This is a genomic window from Streptomyces sp. NPDC058459, from assembly GCF_042721685.1.
Classification (GTDB): Bacteria; Actinomycetota; Actinomycetes; order Streptomycetales; family Streptomycetaceae; genus Streptomyces.
In genome coordinates this window covers 26,327-41,304 of record NZ_JBHXLV010000035.1, presented here as the reverse complement: position 1 = coordinate 41,304, position 14,978 = coordinate 26,327, and the positions used below count along the sequence as shown (strand labels likewise).

The following is a 14,978-nucleotide window of genomic DNA, read 5'->3' as shown; positions in this document are numbered from 1 at the left end:
TGTCTCCACCACCGCTCCGGCGGCTCCCACCCGCTCAGCGCGCCGAAGGGATGAGGCGGGAACGCGGAGGCCAGGGGGCAACTGGCGCAACTCGCACCGGACCAACGGACTTGGCCGGAGAGGCGAGCCGACCTGGCGTCCCCACCGGGCGTTTGCCGATCGTCCGAGCCGCGCAGCCGCTACCTGTCGGCCGGGCATCAAGCGCTGCGCTCAGCCCCGACGGCATGCCCGTTGCTGAGCGCGAAGGCCCGCCGGTGGTCGAGGAGGGGGTTCCGCGGCTTGAGCCACCTCCCCGGCCGGGCCCCTCGTCAGGCAAGGCCACGGGGCCACTCTTGCTGATTACGGGCAGGTCCACAGCCTGCCCGAGTTGCCGGGCCAGCGTACGGCCCCCTGATCATGCCCGATCCCCAGCCGGGCAGTACACCGGCCAAAGCCGCTCGTGCCGGTCTCCACCCCGGGTAACGCGAGGGCACGCAGAAGCCCTGCCCGACGAGGCACGTCCAGGACGGGGCTGTTGCCGCGCGCCTCCTGAGCCTCAGCCAGTGCAGTCGGGGCGAAGGGCCGGCGGCGGTCCCGTGTCGGCGACGGCAAGGGGTAGCGAGTCCAGCAGCTTGACGACCGAACCCAGCCGAAGCGCTCCTACCTCGATGCAGGCCCGCCCCGAGCCGAGAACTCGAGGACGGACCTGGGACGCTTCGGCGTCGGACACACCAGCGCGGATGAGAGCGGCACGCAGCAAGCCGGCGAGGTGATCGGCTTCCGCACGTGCACCCTTGTACCGGTCGAGAGGGATCACCGTGCCTCCACCTCGGGGCACTTGAAGTGCCGGTACTGCACGAGGGGCGAGCCGGTCCCGCGTTCCTGCTCGGCCCTGCGCGCGGGAACGAGGAAGGCGAACTCCCAGCCGCAGTCGGAACAGCGACTTCCCGACGGCGGATAGGTAGTGTACTCGTCCCTGATCTCACCGGTCTGTGCGTTGGTGGCCATGTCCGCTGTCCCCTCGCGTGAGTCGATGACAACCACGCTAGAAACCACGGCTCCGAAACCTGTAGGCGATTGCGGGCGATTGCGCGTCAACTACCCAAGGACGTCTCGGGCCTTACCGATCAGTCCACGAGCGGCCGACCCGTACGCCGCCATGCCTGCCAACGCGGCGAACGTATCGGCGTACATGGCGACTTCGCTGGGTTGCGTGATCGTGAGATACCCCGACGCCAGTTCCACATTGACCTGCGCTCTGTCGAAGATCCAGAAGCCCTCGACCGGCATCCGGAGACGGCTCAGCGCTGTAGGGACCACGCCGATACTGATGTTCGGCAAGGCAGCGACGGTCAGCAGGTGATCGAGCTGCTCGGCTTGCGTGTCCGCATCGCCAAGACCATTGCGGAGTACGGATTCCTCCATCAGGAAGGCGAAGCGCCGTTGTCCTTCGTGGAGGACGCGCTGCCGCTCCATGCGGGCGGCTACGGCATCGGCGACGTCATCGACCTGCACGCGTCGCTTCTGGACGGCGCGCAGCACGTTCTCGGTGTACCCGTACGTCTGGAGCAGGCCAGGTACGAGCCCTGGGGAGTACGTGCGGAACCAGCGGGTGCGTTCGTACAGCGGCAGCCGGGCCTCTTGCGCGCGACGCAGTCCTGCCCGCTCCATGCGGCGCCACGACACCCACATGCCTTCGACCGCCCGGAGAGAGGCGATCAGGTCTTCCGTCTGGTCTTCGGCTCCACACGCTTGACACCAGGCGCGGATGTCCTCCGCCGACGGGGCGGTCTTCGCCGTCGAGATCCGCGACACCTTCGAGGGGTGCCATCCGCAGGCCGCGGCGAGATCCTTGCCGTCCAGGCCGGCGTCCTTGCACAACTCACGGAGACGGTCGGCAAGAACCTGCCGGGCCTGCTGAACACTCGATGATCCAGAAGCAGCCATGACGCGTCAGACCGGCTTGTACTCCTCGTGCGGGGTGGCGCGTTCCCACACCGTCTCGAACGCCCGCATCACCAGCTCTACGACCGCTTTCTCGCTCCGCCACTCACGGTCGACCACCTCCCCGATTCCGGAGAAGTACGTGAACAGCACCGCCGACCCGTCGAACATCCACAGGTCGGTTCCCGGGAGCGGGATGTCGGCCGCCTCCCTCCTCGGCAGCCAGCGGACCAGCTCGCCGGCCGCGACGTTGGGGAACGTCACGTCGTGCTCGTACCGGATGTAGTCCGTGACGGGTTCCGAGACGATCCGCGCACGGCGCATCTCGACCCCGCGCTCCGTCGTCTCCCTCACCACGTCGAGGAACGGCCGCCACCAGGAGGAGCGATCGGACGGGTCCAGGCGCTTGCCGCCCTGCCACGCGATGAACTCCGGGTCGCTCGGCTGGTAGGCGTCCCGCATCTCCAGGTGCACGGCCGAGTGCCGGGCCTTGGCCAGCCCCTCCAGCACGGGGTTCGTCATCGCTCTACTCGCTGTCGTGAGGCGGCAGGAACTGCCGCATGACCTTCGGAAGCCGGATGATCGTCTCGTGGTCCGGCACGGCCGTGGAGTGCCCGGAGATCGATCCGATCTCCTGGCACGCCTTCACCTCGTTCTCGGTGGCCGTGTACGACTGGATCAGCAGGTCGCCGGACTCCTCGTCGAGCCAGATCGTTGGTGAGTCCGTGTCCGGGGTGTTCGGAATGATCCCCAGGAAACGCAAGCGCATGACCTCTCCCCGCGTCGATCCGATTGCAGCTGATTGCGTGACCATCGCCTGGCCGAAGTGGACCGTCAAGAGCGCCTGTTCGGCCAAGTGACGCTAGTTCAGTCCAACTAGAAGACAACTAGGCTGTCATTCGCAGTAGGGATCAATTGCTTGAACGGTCTCGGAGATAACGCGTAGTGCGTCGAGCGCGTCAGATGAACCGAAGGGATTAACGGTTCCAGGCGAGACGGGACCGTAGTCGCATTGGTGCACAATTTTGTTGACAGCGTAGCGGCGAGACGTTCAGTTGCGTCACCCTTTTGCGCCAGTCACGTGACTTCGACCGCGGGACCGCCGCGCGGTGTGACGGCAGCCTTGACGGCAACGACGTCACACAGACACTCACGAACGACAACTTTGACCGGCACACTTCCAGGCCGCCGACGTTCATCATGTTGGGCTGCCCGATCCTACGGATCAGAAGGTTGCAGGTTCGAATCCTGCCGAGTGCACACAGGTAAGAGGCCCTGGATCATTCCGGGGCCTCTTGCGTTTCACTGGCGTACAGCAGCGAAGTACAGCAATCGCTCTATCCGGCGCTTCCCATCGCGTCGGACAGCTTGCCGATCGCGGCCCCCACCTCTTCCTCGTCCGCTTCAGCGTAGACCTCCATCGTCATGGCGATCTGCGAGTGCCGCAGGACGCGCTGGGCCACCTTCGGGTGCACCTTGAGCGCGACGAGGAGCGAGCTGCACGTGTGCCGGGTGTTCCGCAGCGGGATCACGCGGAGGCCGGCTCGGCGGGCCCGCAGGGCGAACATGCGCGTCAGGTTGCCCGGTTCGATCGGGGTGCCGTACTTCGTGGTGAAGACCAGATCATGCGTTCCCTACCAGAGTTCCCCAGCCGCCTTGCGGTCCCCGGTCTGCGACGGGACGGGCCGACGTGCGGTCAGCGCCGCGACTCTGTGTCGATCGAGGAGCTTCCGGAGGACGTGGCGCCGTTGCTGGAGCTGGCTCCCGGCACTCCCGTGCTGAGCATGGCCAATCACTACTGGGACCAGAACGGCCAGATCACCGAGTACGCGCGGGACTACATGGGGCCCGGTCGCGTGCTCGCCGCAGAGTACGACCTCCAGTAAGCCGCTCGGCGCCTGAGCTGCCCAGCAGCCCCCGAGTTACGGGTTTCTCTACCTCATCAAGTCCGGCTGCGCTCCGCTCCGCCCGGCGCGCTTCCCGGCTCTGGCTGCGCCCGCGCTCCCGCCTTCGGCCCGCTCGATGCTGCCGACGCCGACGCGCGTCCACGCGTGGATGGGCCGGGCGACGGGCTGATCACCATGCAGCACAGCCACGGTCAGGGCATGCCTCCGGTGGGGGATCGGCCGGCACCGGGGGAGAGGGGGCGCCATCGCCGACCGCGGGCACGTTGTGGCGTGCGCGTGAGCTTCCATCCCGTCCACCGCCGACCCAGGCAGAGTCGAGCAGCCGCGGCCCAGGCCGTCAAGGTCGTTCGTACAGTGGCGCGCTCCACCTTGACGCCCTGAACCACGCCCGCTCCACGGTGTGTGGGTCGACGGCGGACGGGACGGAAGCTGAGGTGAGTGGTAGGTGCGGAGTGGTGGGACTCCTCAAGCACCACACAGTTCGAGCCATTCGCCGATTTGTGAACGTTCTATATGTACCGATATGGAGTGCTCTTTTTGGCGGTCCAGTCCGGCTCAAGGAGCACCCAGTCCGGCTCACGGAGCACCCAGTCCGGCTCAAGGAGCACCCAGTCCGGCTCACGGAGCACCCAGTCCGGCTCACGGAGCACCCAGTCCGCCTTTTGTCATATGCCCGAGCGCCAAACGTGCAGTTGGGAGCCCTGCGCAGTTTTGCTGTCCAGGCGGTCCGTCAGCCTCGTCGTGTAGCGCTTACGCCAGCCAAAACATGCTTGTGCGGCTCTCTGCGCTAAGGGATAGCTGGTACGTTCCGTGGCCATAAAGAGCCCCGCCCGCATTGTCTGGCCAGACCCGGACGGGGCTTCGAACGCAACTCATAGAGAGCGTTAGGAAGGAGCGACATGGAAAAACCCGGCACCCCTACCCGGCGTGAGCCTAGTGGAACGCCCAGGCCCGTTGTTAGCGCGTTGAGCTCAATTATGGCGGGCGCGGGAACTTTCCTTATCGGTGTTGCTGCGGTAATCACGGCAATCCGATAGGGACAGCTGTACAGCAGCGCAGTACCGCAACCACAGCAACAGCCCATGTCTGCTACCGACTCTCCGGAGCATCGTACAGGCTGGTATGACCGTCCCTGAGCGATCTGGTTAGAGCTACGGATCAGAAGGTTGCAGGTTCGAATCGTGCCGAGTGCACAGTAGCCGCGTGCACAGTAAAGGGGCCCCGGAGAAATTGGGGCCTCTTGCGTTTGCGGTGCACATGCCTAGCGGACGACCTCGTGCGCGGTATCTGCGAGCCAGGTCGGGCCGTCCCGGTCGACGGCCCCCAGAGTGGACCGGAGCCGGACGCGAGTCCGGGACGAGGTCACCGTCCGCAGGATCGGACCTAGCCGGACCATCGGGGCCTCGGCCTCCCGCCATGCCCCGAGCCGGACCAGTGCGGTCAGCTCCGCGAGGACATTTCCGAACTCCCGCCGTCCCCCGTCACGGGAGGCATCGGAACTCCGCTGGAGGTGCGGCAGCGCGGCCCGCGGGTCCCCGAGGCTCAGCAGGGCCTCACCGGTGTGCAGCTCGACTTCGGTGGCGTTGATCCACCAGGTGAACGCGGGGTCGTCGGCATGCACGGAGTCCTGGAGGCCCCCGGCGGCCCGCTCCAACTCGCTGAGGGCGCGGGTCCGGTCCCCGACCTGGGCGAGACTGCGGGCACGGCGAACTCGGGCCATGAGCGCCACGCGTCCAGGCACTTGGCGCCCGGTCAGCAACTCGTCCGTGATCGCGAGAGCTTCTCCGACGCGGCCTGTATGCACGTCGACCATGGCGATGAGATCCAGGATGAACCACTCCAGCGGAGCGTCCCCAGCGAGCCGGGCCAGGGTGTGCGCCTCGGCGAGGGTGGCACGGGCCTCGCAGAATCGGCCGGCGTCGTGCAGCAGCCAGCCGGCCACTTCCCCGATCTCGGCCACCTGGGCGAGGTGTTGCTTGTCCTCCCCCTCGATCCGCCCCCTCTCGCTCTCCCAGACCTGCACGGCCGCGTCGGCCACATGATCCCCACCATGGCGGTCGTCATGGGCAAGCAGCCAGCCGACGGCATCCCTCACATAGGCATCCGGCTCCCGACGGGCATCCGGTACGAAGCCACTCCGCGCCCGCTCGGCCTGGCCAGCCAGTTCGTCCAAGGGCACGTCGAGCACCTGCGCGAGCGAAGTCAGCCACGCATCCGGGATGCGACCCCCGCGCTCCCACCGGGAGACCTCATGGCGGGTAAGGGTGGTGATGCCGGACGCGGCGCATAAACGCGTGGCCATATCACGCTGGGAGAGGCGGGCACGCTTCCTCAGTTCCACCAAGTAGCCGCCGAACTGCGCACGTCGTGCCCGCTCGTCCATGGTCACCCCTCCTCCCTCCCAAGCTACGTCCGCAGGCCCCTCCCTTGGCCCCCTTCGCGGCCACTCCCCTCGAACGAGGACCCCGCTTACCTGATCGCAGACCATGCGCCCGATCAGAGAAGGCGGCCCCTGATGCCCCAACCGAACACTCGCCCTCGCCGAACCGGCCACCCCGGCTATACCGAGACGCTCCCCCGCCAACCCGAGAGCGCCGCACTCGCCCGACGCTTAGCCCGCACCGCCCTCACCACATGGGACCTGTCCCATCTGACCGACGACGCGGCCCTGGTCATCTCCGAGTTGGTTGCCAACGCCGTACAGCACGCCCAACGGGACTCCATCCGTGTGACTGTGGAGCGCGCCGCCTCCGACACGGTCCGCGTATCCGTCACGGACTTCTCCGGCACTCTGCCCGAGCCACGCACACCGACGGCCAACGATGAGAACGGCCGCGGCCTGACCCTCATCGCTGCGCTCGCAACGAACTGGGGCACGGACGAACGACGCTGGGGGAAGGTCGTGTGGGCGGAGCTGGAGGGGCGCGGGTGAATACCGGCGAGACCCCTATGCGCAGCGCGGCCCGCGCCCACTTGTCTCAGTTGATCGAGATGTTCGGCACGGACGGCTGCCTGCGCATCAGTACGACCTCGGCCTCCGACACAGGCGACCTGACCCCAGATGATGGCCCCGAGGGGGACGAGCCGGATCATGACGAGCAGACCTGAAGTGCTGCTCTGCCTCATCAGTCGACGGCGGACGGGACGGGAGCTGGGGAGAGTGGTGCTCGCGGTATGTGAGCAGGTCCATGCCACCCTCTGGCGGCCCAGCTCACGGGCGTACCTGACTCGGGAGTGCGCATGGACTCGCGCTTCAGGAGATCCGGCGACCGCCTGATGTCCTGTATGGCCCTGGCTTGGTTCGGCTACCAGGCCCTGTATGGCCAGGGGATGCGACCTCTGCGGTTGTCGTGGCGAGCTCGACTGCGGCGGTGATGTCGCCGGGACTCAGGGCCTTGCCGTTGTTGTCGGTCGGTTCGTCGGCGCGGGACGGCTCAGCATCCGGACCACCTCCTCACCGGAGTGGCAGGAGGGCGAACGCAGCAGCCGCTATAGGAGGCCGTCGGGGGAGAGGGCGCCGACGTCGCCGGTCTTCAGCCAGCCGTCCACGATGCTCGCCCGCTCGGGGCCGGTCGGCACTCCTGGTCACCTTCCCTCCTGGTCACCTTCCGGCCTGCTCGGCGAGGGTGTGTGCGACGAGGGCGTTGGCGTGGCCGTGGCCGAGAGCGTGCTCGGCCTTGAGCCAGTTGACCAGCTCCATGTGCTTGGTGAGCGGGGAGGTGCGGATGAGGTTCTTCCAGTCGGCGATCGGACGGCCGTACTTCTTCTCGATGGAGGGGAAGTAACTGGCAGGACCCTTCACGGAGTCGGTCATGGTGGCCTCGTTTCGTGTCGTGACGAGCTTGGTCGGGTCGAGAGGTGAGTGCTGGCCGCCGAAGGTGCCGGCCACGGGCCACCGCGTGGCGGAGGGGGCGTGGCGGGGCGCGGTGAGTGTGTCGGTCCTCGCGGCGCCGCCTTCCTCGCCTCGTCGTGGTCGCCTGTATGACGGACGGCGAGGAGCAAGGTCACCGCTGATGTGGATGTGTGCTGGATCACATCTACTCGCGCGGGTGAGGATCTCCGGGGCGCCAAGGGGGGGAACGTCCGCAGGCCCAGTGCTTGGACTTCGGGGGAGGGGCTGGGATGAGGCGTCGGACTGGTGTGGGTGCTTGCCTCGTGTGGCCTCGGAGCGGCTGAGGGGCGGCTTCCGCCTCGCCCTCCGCCTCGCCTCCAGCCGGCGGTTCCAGCGAGGAGCGGCTCGGCGCGCGGACTCAGCCAGAGCCCGAAGTCGCACTCAGAGGATGCGGCTTCGGGCTCTTCACGCACCGTACCGGCCCCCACAGCCGGACAGGCGGTGTCAGTGGCATCTCCTACCCTCACGAGTGATGGCAGCACAGATGTGGACATGTACGGGGCTGCGCTGGTCCCCCGAGGGCCCCGCGCTGGTGTGGTCCGGCGGGCGGCGCAGCGCGTTGACGTGGGGGAAGCGGATCGCCTTCGGTGTCCTCGACGCCGGAACACGGCGCTGCGTCGGCGCGCGCGGTCACGCCTGCCCCACCCGCACCCCCGTGCCCGCCCGCGGCACCGGCGCCCGTTGCGAGGAGTGCGCCCGGCTGGACCGTGCGCACTCGGTCGCCGCCGACACGATCGCCGACGACCCCCGCCCGTACCGCGTCTACCTGGCGTGGTTCGGACCCGGTCTGGTCAAGGTCGGCATCACCGGCGTCGAGCGCGGGTCGGCGCGGCTGCTGGAACAGGGTGCCGTCTGTTTCAGCTGGCTCGGCACCGGACCGCTGATGGCGGCCCGGCGCACCGAGGAGCTGCTGCGGGCCGCGCTGGGCGTCCCGGACCGGATTCCGTACGCCGAGAAGCGCGCCGTACGGGCTTCTCTGCCTGCCGGTCCCGAGGAGCGGGCGGCGGAGGTGCGGGAGTTGCACGCGCGGGCCGTCGACCTGGGGAACTGGCCTGGGTCGCTCGAACGGGAGACCTGCCAAGTGACCGACCACATGGCCGACTTCAATCTCCCGCACGCCGGACCCGCCACCGGCGCCGTGACCGAGCTGGTGCCCGGAGGGCGGGTCGCCGGGGAACTCGTCGCCGCCGCCGGGCCCGATCTGCACCTGGCCGGACCCGCCGGGGTACTCGTGCTCGACACCCGTCTGCTCCCCGGCTGGGAGCTGACCCCGATTCAGGCGGAGCGCGAAATCACCGTCCCCGTGAAGGACTTCGGCGCCCGGCAGGACGGCCTCTTCTGACCCCCGCCCGTTTCTCAGCCAAATCACAGACTGCCGCAAGTCTCCTCTCAGAGGGTGGCGGCAAGGTCTCACCATGACCACGACCTCGCCCCAGGGGCGTACCGAACTGCTGAGGCCGGACGGGAGCCCCGTCCGGGTGCTGGTGGTGGACGACGAGCTGTCGATCACCGAACTGCTGAGCATGGCGCTCCGGTACGAGGGCTGGCAGTTGAGGAGCGCGGGGGACGGGCAGGGCGCGCTGCGTTCGGCCCGTGAGTTCCGCCCCGACGCCGTGGTCCTGGACATGATGCTGCCGGACATGGACGGGCTGACCGTGCTGAGCCGGCTGCGCCGTGAACTGCCGGACGTGCCCGTGCTGTTCCTCACCGCCAAGGACGCGGTGGAGGACCGGATCGCCGGGCTCACGGCGGGCGGGGACGACTATGTGACCAAGCCGTTCAGCCTGGAGGAGGTCGTGGCCCGGCTGCGCGGGCTGATCCGGCGCTCCGGCGCCACCGACAAGCGCCCGGACTCCGTACTGGTCGTCGGCGATCTCAGCCTGGACGAGGACAGCCACGAGGTCTGGCGGGGCGGGGAGTCCATCCATCTGACCGCCACCGAGTTCGAGCTGCTCCGCTTCCTGATGCGCAACCCGCGCCGGGTGCTGAGCAAGGCGCAGATACTGGACCGGGTCTGGTCGTACGACTTCGGCGGGCAGGCGAACGTGGTGGAGCTGTACATCTCCTATCTGCGCCGGAAGATCGACGCGGGCCGCGAGCCGATGATCCACACCCGGCGGGGAGCGGGGTACCTGATCAAGCCCGCCGTGTCGTGACCGCACGGCGTCCCGGTGGCCGCCCGCGCCTGCTCGGGCGGCCGCGCACCCTGCGGGCCCGGCTCGTCGTCGCGTCCGTGGCACTGATCGCCGTGGTGGGCGCGGTGATCGGCACGGTCACCACGCTGGCCCTGCACGCGCACCTGTACGAGCAGCTCGACGGCAAGGTCACCGAGGTCGCCCGGCGTGCCGCCGGCCACCCGCGTCTGCTTCCCGGACCGCCCGGCCTCGACACCGGCGCGGCCGGGGCCCTGGAGACCGCGACCCCGGCCCAGAAGGTCGCCGCGCTGCTCACCAAGGGGCCCGCGCCGAAGCGGACCGTCGCCGCGTACGTGAGGGGAGGCGCGATCGTGTCCGCCGCAGTGTCCGAGGAACAGAACGACGGGCGCGGCGTCTTCACCCCGATGCGCGCCACCCGGCTGACCCGGGCCCAGAGCGACGCCCTCACCGCCGTCCCGCGCGACGACGGCGCCCACACCGCGCACCTGCCCGGCCTCGGCGACTACCTCGTCCGGTACGCGGGGGGCCGGGACAGCGCCGACCGGTACTACGTCGCCCTGCCCACCGCCGACGTGGACGGCGTCGTCGACACCCTGGTGCTGGTCGAGGTCTGTGTCACCGTGGCCGGGCTGATCGCGGCCTCGCTGGCCGGGACGGTCATCGTCGGCGTGGCCACCCGCCCGCTGCGCCGGGTCGCCCGCACCGCCACCCGGGTCTCCGAACTCCCCCTGCACTCGGGCGAGGTGAACCTCAGTGAGCGCGTCCCCGACTCCGAGTGCGACCCGCACACCGAGGTCGGCCGGGTCGGCGCCGCCCTGAACCGGATGCTTGACCACGTCCACGGCGCCCTGCACGCCCGCCAGGAGAGCGAGACCCGGGTCCGGCGTTTCGTCGCCGACGCCAGCCACGAGCTGCGCACCCCGCTCGCCTCGATACGCGGCTACGCCGAGCTGACCCGGCGGGGCGGGGAGCGGGTCGGCCCGGACACCCGGCACGCGCTGAGCCGGATCGAGTCCGAGGCGGCCCGGATGACCCTGCTGGTGGAGGACCTGCTGCTGCTGGCCCGGCTGGACGCGGGCCGCCCGCTCCAGTTCGGCCGCACCGACCTGGTCCCGCTGGTCGTGGACACCGTCAGCGACGCCCGCGCGGCCGGCCTGGACCACACCTGGCGGCTCGACCTGCCCGACGAACCGGCGCCGGTGACCGCCGACCCGGCCCGGCTCCAGCAGATCCTGGTCAACCTGCTGGGCAACGCCCGCAGCCACACCCCGCCGGGCACCACGGTGACCGCGCGGGTGCGCGGGCGGGGCGACCGGATGTGCGTACAGGTCGAGGACGACGGGCCGGGCATCCCGGCCGCGCTGCTGCCCCACGTCTTCGAGCGGTTCGCGCGCGGCGACTCCGCCCGTACCCGTGCCACCGGCTCCACCGGGCTCGGCCTCGCCATCGTGCGGGCCGTCGTCAGCGCGCACGGCGGCACCGTGGCGGTGGAGAGCCGGCCGGGGCGGACCGTGTTCACCGTGACGCTGCCCGCGGCCGGGCCGGAGCCGCGCTCACAGCCGGACCACAGCGTCACCACACGGGCGCGACAGGGGAGTTGAGAAGAGTCGGTCCCATGCGAACCGACTCTTCTCCCGGCACCCTCCCGGCCCGGGAGCACCTCCCGGCCACGGCGGCCGGCACCCCCGTGCTGGACGTGGTGATCCCCGTCCACAACGAGGAGAAGGACCTGCGCCGGTGCGTGCTCGGACTGCGGGAGCACCTGGCGCGCACCTTCCCCTACGCCTTCCGGGTCACCATCGCGGACAACGCCTCCACCGACGGCACCCCGCTCATCGCGGCCGAACTCGCGGCCCGGTATCCGGAGGTGGCCGGTGTCCGGCTGGAGCGCAAGGGCCGGGGACGCGCCCTGCGCACGGTGTGGTCCGCCTCCGACGCGCCGGTCCTCGCGTACATGGACGTCGACCTCTCCACCGACCTCAACGCCCTGCTCCCGCTGGTCGCCCCGCTGATCTCGGGCCACTCCGACCTGGCGATCGGCTCCCGGCTCAGCCGGACCTCCCGGGTGGTGCGCGGGCCGAAGCGGGAGTTCATCAGCCGGGCCTACAACCTGATCCTGCGCGGCTCGCTCCAGGCGCGGTTCTCCGACGCCCAGTGCGGCTTCAAGGCGATCAGGCGCGAGGTGGCCCAGGTGCTGCTGCCGCTGGTGGAGGACACCGGCTGGTTCTTCGACACCGAAATGCTGGTGCTGGCCGAGCGGGCCGGGCTGCGCATCCACGAGGTGCCGGTCGACTGGGTCGACGACCCGGACTCCACGGTGCACATCGTGCGGACCGCGACCGACGACCTCAAGGGGGTGTGGCGGGTGGGACGGGCGCTCACCACCGGTTCACTGCCCCTGGACCGGCTGGCCAGGCCGTTCGGCGACGACCCCCGCGACCGCGAGATCACCGACGTGCCCAAGGGGCTGGCCCGCCAGCTCGTCGGGTTCTGCGTGGTCGGCGGCCTCTCCACTCTGTTCTACCTGCTGCTCTACAGCGGTTTCCGGCAGTTCGGCGGCTCCCAGGCGGCCAACGCGCTCGCCCTGCTGCTCTCCGCGCTCGCCAACACGGCCGCCAACCGGCGCCTGACCTTCGGGGTGCGGGGCCGGGGCGGCGCGGTACGGCACCAGGCGCGGGGCCTGGTCGTCTTCGCCATCGGCCTCACCCTGACCAGCGGTTCCCTGGCCGCCCTCGACGCGGCAACCACCAGCCCCGGGCACACCACCGAGATCGCGGTCCTCGTCGTCGCCAACCTCGCCGCGACCGTGCTGCGCTTCCTCCTCTTCCGCGCCTGGGTCTTCCCGGACCGCCGCGACCCCGCGCCCATACCCGCAAAGACCTGCGCCGAACCCACCACCATCTCCACGGGGGACCCCCGATGACCACGCAGTACGACCAGCCCCCGCAGTCCGCCGGGGCGCCACCCGCGCCGCGCGCCTCCTTCGCGCACCGTGCGTGGCGCGGCCGCCCCGAGGACCCGAGCTGGGCCCGCCCCGCGTTCTGGGCGCTGCTCGCCGCGACCTCCGTGCTGTACCTGTACGACCTGAGCGCCTCCGGCTTCGCCAACTCCTTCTACTCGGCGGCCGTGCAGGCGGGCAGCACCTCCTGGAAAGCCTTCTTCTTCGGCTCGCTGGACGGCGGCAACGCCATCACCGTCGACAAGCCCTCGGCGTTCCTGTGGCCCATGGAGCTGTCGGTCCGGATCTTCGGCCTGAACTCCTGGGCGGTCCTGGTCCCGCAGGTCCTCATGGGCGTCGGCTCGGTGGCGGTCGTGTACGCGGCCGTACGGCGCCGGTCCAGCGCGGTGGCCGGACTGGTCGCGGGCGCGGTGCTGGCGCTGACCCCGGTGGCGGCGCTGATGTTCCGCTTCAACAACCCGGACGCGATGCTGGCCCTGCTGATGGCGCTGGCCTGCTACTTCACCGTCCGCGCGGTGGAGGACGGCCGGACCCGCTGGCTTCTCTGGGCGGGCGTCGCCATCGGCTTCGCCTTCCTCGCCAAGACCCTCCAGGCGTTCCTGATCCTGCCCCCGCTGGCGCTCGTGTACGCGGTCTGCGCGCCCGTGCGGCTGGGCAGACGGCTGGCCCAGCTGGGCCTGGCCACGCTCGCGCTGGTGGTGTCCGGCGGCTGGTGGGTCGCGCTGGTCGAGCTGTGGCCGGCCTCCTCCCGCCCGTACATCGGGGGCTCGCAGCACAACAGCTTCCTGGAGCTGACCTTCGGCTACAACGGGCTCGGCCGGATCAACGGCGACGAGACCGGCAGCGTCGGAGGCGGAGGCGGAGGCGGCGGGATGGGCGGCGGCGGTGGCCGCTGGGGCTCGACCGGCTGGGACCGGATGTTCGGCGCCGAGGTCGGCGGCCAGGTCTCCTGGCTGCTCCCGGCCGCGCTCATCCTGCTGATCGCGGGACTGTGGGCCACCCGGAAGACGTCCCGCACCTCGGTCACCCGCGCGTCGTTCCTGGTCTGGGGCGGCTCGCTGCTGATCAGCATGGTGGTCTTCAGCTACATGGCGGGCATCTTCCACCAGTACTACACGATCGCTCTCGCCCCGTACCTCGCCGCCGTCACCGGCATGGGCGCCGGGCTGCTGTGGGAGCGCCGCACGGAGACATGGGCCGGCTGGGCGCTCGCCGCCGCCTCGGTGGCCTCGGCCGCCTGGGGGTACGTGCTGCTGGGCCGCACCTCCGACCACCTGCCCTGGCTGAGGTGGCTGGTGCTGGTCGGCGGGCTGCTCGCGGCGCTCGGCCTGCTGTTCCTCGGCCGCGCGCCCCGGAGGCCGGCGCTCGGCGCGGCCGCGCTGGGCCTGGTCGCCGCGCTGGCCGGCCCGACGGCGTACACGCTGAGCACGGTGAACTCCGCCCACACCGGGTCGATTCCCACGGCCGGACCGGCGGGGGCGAGCATGATGGGCTTCGGCCGTCCGGGCGGCCGGGGCGAGGGCATGCGCGGCGGCTTCCCCGGCGGGATGCCGGGCGGACAGAGCCGGCCGGGCAACGGCCAGGGCCAGACCCCGCCCGGCGGTACGGGCGGCGGCCAGGGCTTCCCCGGCGGTGGCTTCCCCGGCGGGCAGGGCTTCCCCGGCGGCGCCGGCACCGGTGAGTCCGGCCGCATGGGCGGCGCCGGCGGCCTGCTCAACGGCGCGAACGTCTCCGCCCAGGCCAAGAAGCTCCTCCTGGCGGACGCCGGCTCCTACACCTGGGTCGCCGCCTCCACCGGCTCGCAGAACGCGGCCAGCTACCAACTCGCCACCAACAAGGCGGTGATGGCGATCGGCGGCTTCAACGGCACCGACCCGTCCCCGACCCTCGCCCAGTTCAAGCGGTACGTCGCCGAGGGCCGGCTCCACTACTACATCTCCGGAGGCGGCATGGGCGGCGGCATGGGCCGCACCGGCGAGGGCCGCGGCGGCTTCGGCGGCACGGGCGGCGGCAGCGCCACGGCCTCCGCCATCAGCACCTGGGTCGAGGCCAACTTCAAGAAGGTGACGGTCGGTTCGGCCACCTTCTACGACCTCACCCGGCACAAGTCCGGCTGACCGGAAGCACCCTCGGCCGAAAGT

At 70.3% G+C, this 14,978-nt stretch carries 15 protein-coding genes and 1 pseudogene; 8 read left to right on the top strand and 8 right to left on the bottom strand.

What is annotated here, in order from left to right; translation table 11 throughout:
- Window positions 1-792 precede the first annotated feature (792 nt).
- The 5 genes and pseudogenes from ACFWN1_RS10035 to ACFWN1_RS10015 all read right to left on the bottom strand — a co-directional run.
- Window positions 793-987: a hypothetical protein gene (locus tag ACFWN1_RS10035; protein ID WP_384359630.1), complete on the bottom strand. Its 195-nt coding sequence runs from the start codon at window positions 985-987 to the stop codon at window positions 793-795.
- Between the two features lie 90 nt (window positions 988-1,077).
- On the bottom strand, window positions 1,078-1,926 hold the full coding sequence (locus ACFWN1_RS10030; RefSeq protein WP_384359629.1) for a helix-turn-helix domain-containing protein: 849 nt from the start codon (window positions 1,924-1,926) through the stop codon (window positions 1,078-1,080).
- Between the two features lie 6 nt (window positions 1,927-1,932).
- The gene (locus ACFWN1_RS10025; RefSeq protein ID WP_384359628.1) at window positions 1,933-2,445 is read right to left on the bottom strand and encodes a DUF6879 family protein; all 513 of its coding nucleotides are present in this window, start codon (window positions 2,443-2,445) and stop codon (window positions 1,933-1,935) included.
- A gap of 4 nt (window positions 2,446-2,449) precedes the next feature.
- On the bottom strand, window positions 2,450-2,692 hold the full coding sequence (locus ACFWN1_RS10020) for a hypothetical protein (protein WP_384359627.1): 243 nt from the start codon (window positions 2,690-2,692) through the stop codon (window positions 2,450-2,452).
- Window positions 2,693-3,260: 568 nt separating this feature from the next.
- A pseudogene (locus tag ACFWN1_RS10015) lies at window positions 3,261-3,596 on the bottom strand (tyrosine-type recombinase/integrase); the annotation flags it as partial.
- 39 nt (window positions 3,597-3,635) lie between these two features.
- Between ACFWN1_RS10015 and ACFWN1_RS10010 the strand changes: the two are divergent.
- Window positions 3,636-3,809 (top strand): UTRA domain-containing protein, encoded by a 174-nt coding sequence (locus ACFWN1_RS10010; RefSeq protein WP_384359626.1) that lies wholly within the window; start codon window positions 3,636-3,638, stop codon window positions 3,807-3,809.
- A gap of 530 nt (window positions 3,810-4,339) precedes the next feature.
- Here ACFWN1_RS10010 and ACFWN1_RS10005 read toward each other — a convergent pair.
- Both ACFWN1_RS10005 and ACFWN1_RS10000 read right to left on the bottom strand, forming a co-directional pair.
- Window positions 4,340-4,480: a hypothetical protein gene (locus ACFWN1_RS10005; protein ID WP_384359625.1), complete on the bottom strand. Its 141-nt coding sequence runs from the start codon at window positions 4,478-4,480 to the stop codon at window positions 4,340-4,342.
- A 611-nt stretch (window positions 4,481-5,091) separates the two neighbouring features.
- Complete coding sequence (locus ACFWN1_RS10000; protein ID WP_384359624.1) at window positions 5,092-6,213, bottom strand: helix-turn-helix domain-containing protein; 1,122 nt, start codon at window positions 6,211-6,213, stop codon at window positions 5,092-5,094.
- A 132-nt stretch (window positions 6,214-6,345) separates the two neighbouring features.
- On the opposite strand from ACFWN1_RS10000, the gene ACFWN1_RS09995 reads away from it, so the two are divergent.
- A complete protein-coding gene (locus ACFWN1_RS09995; protein ID WP_384359623.1) occupies window positions 6,346-6,762 on the top strand; it encodes an ATP-binding protein in 417 nt (138 codons plus the stop codon).
- Window positions 6,759-6,938, top strand: a complete 180-nt coding sequence (locus tag ACFWN1_RS09990) for a hypothetical protein (protein ID WP_384359622.1) — start codon at window positions 6,759-6,761, stop codon at window positions 6,936-6,938. The genes ACFWN1_RS09995 and ACFWN1_RS09990 overlap by 4 nt, the downstream gene beginning before the upstream one ends.
- A 493-nt stretch (window positions 6,939-7,431) precedes the next feature.
- On the opposite strand, the gene ACFWN1_RS09985 is transcribed toward ACFWN1_RS09990, so the two are convergent.
- A complete protein-coding gene (locus tag ACFWN1_RS09985) occupies window positions 7,432-7,644 on the bottom strand; it encodes a DUF4287 domain-containing protein (RefSeq protein ID WP_384359621.1) in 213 nt (70 codons plus the stop codon).
- Window positions 7,645-8,194: 550 nt separating this feature from the next.
- On the opposite strand from ACFWN1_RS09985, the gene ACFWN1_RS09980 reads away from it, so the two are divergent.
- The 5 genes from ACFWN1_RS09980 to ACFWN1_RS09960 all read left to right on the top strand — a co-directional run bounded on the left by ACFWN1_RS09980 (window position 8,195) and on the right by ACFWN1_RS09960 (window position 14,954).
- Entirely contained in the window at window positions 8,195-9,064 is an 870-nt protein-coding gene (locus ACFWN1_RS09980; protein WP_384359620.1) for a DUF2797 domain-containing protein, read from the top strand.
- A 73-nt stretch (window positions 9,065-9,137) separates the two neighbouring features.
- Entirely contained in the window at window positions 9,138-9,878 is a 741-nt protein-coding gene (locus ACFWN1_RS09975; RefSeq protein ID WP_384359619.1) for a response regulator transcription factor, read from the top strand.
- The gene (locus ACFWN1_RS09970; protein WP_384359618.1) at window positions 9,875-11,479 is read left to right on the top strand and encodes an ATP-binding protein; all 1,605 of its coding nucleotides are present in this window, start codon (window positions 9,875-9,877) and stop codon (window positions 11,477-11,479) included. The genes ACFWN1_RS09975 and ACFWN1_RS09970 overlap by 4 nt, the downstream gene beginning before the upstream one ends.
- A gap of 14 nt (window positions 11,480-11,493) precedes the next feature.
- Window positions 11,494-12,801, top strand: coding sequence for a glycosyltransferase (locus ACFWN1_RS09965; RefSeq protein ID WP_384359617.1), 1,308 nt, complete (start codon window positions 11,494-11,496; stop codon window positions 12,799-12,801).
- Window positions 12,798-14,954, top strand: a complete 2,157-nt coding sequence (locus ACFWN1_RS09960; RefSeq protein ID WP_384359616.1) for an ArnT family glycosyltransferase — start codon at window positions 12,798-12,800, stop codon at window positions 14,952-14,954. The genes ACFWN1_RS09965 and ACFWN1_RS09960 overlap by 4 nt, the downstream gene beginning before the upstream one ends.
- The last annotated feature ends 24 nt before the right edge of the window (window positions 14,955-14,978 follow it).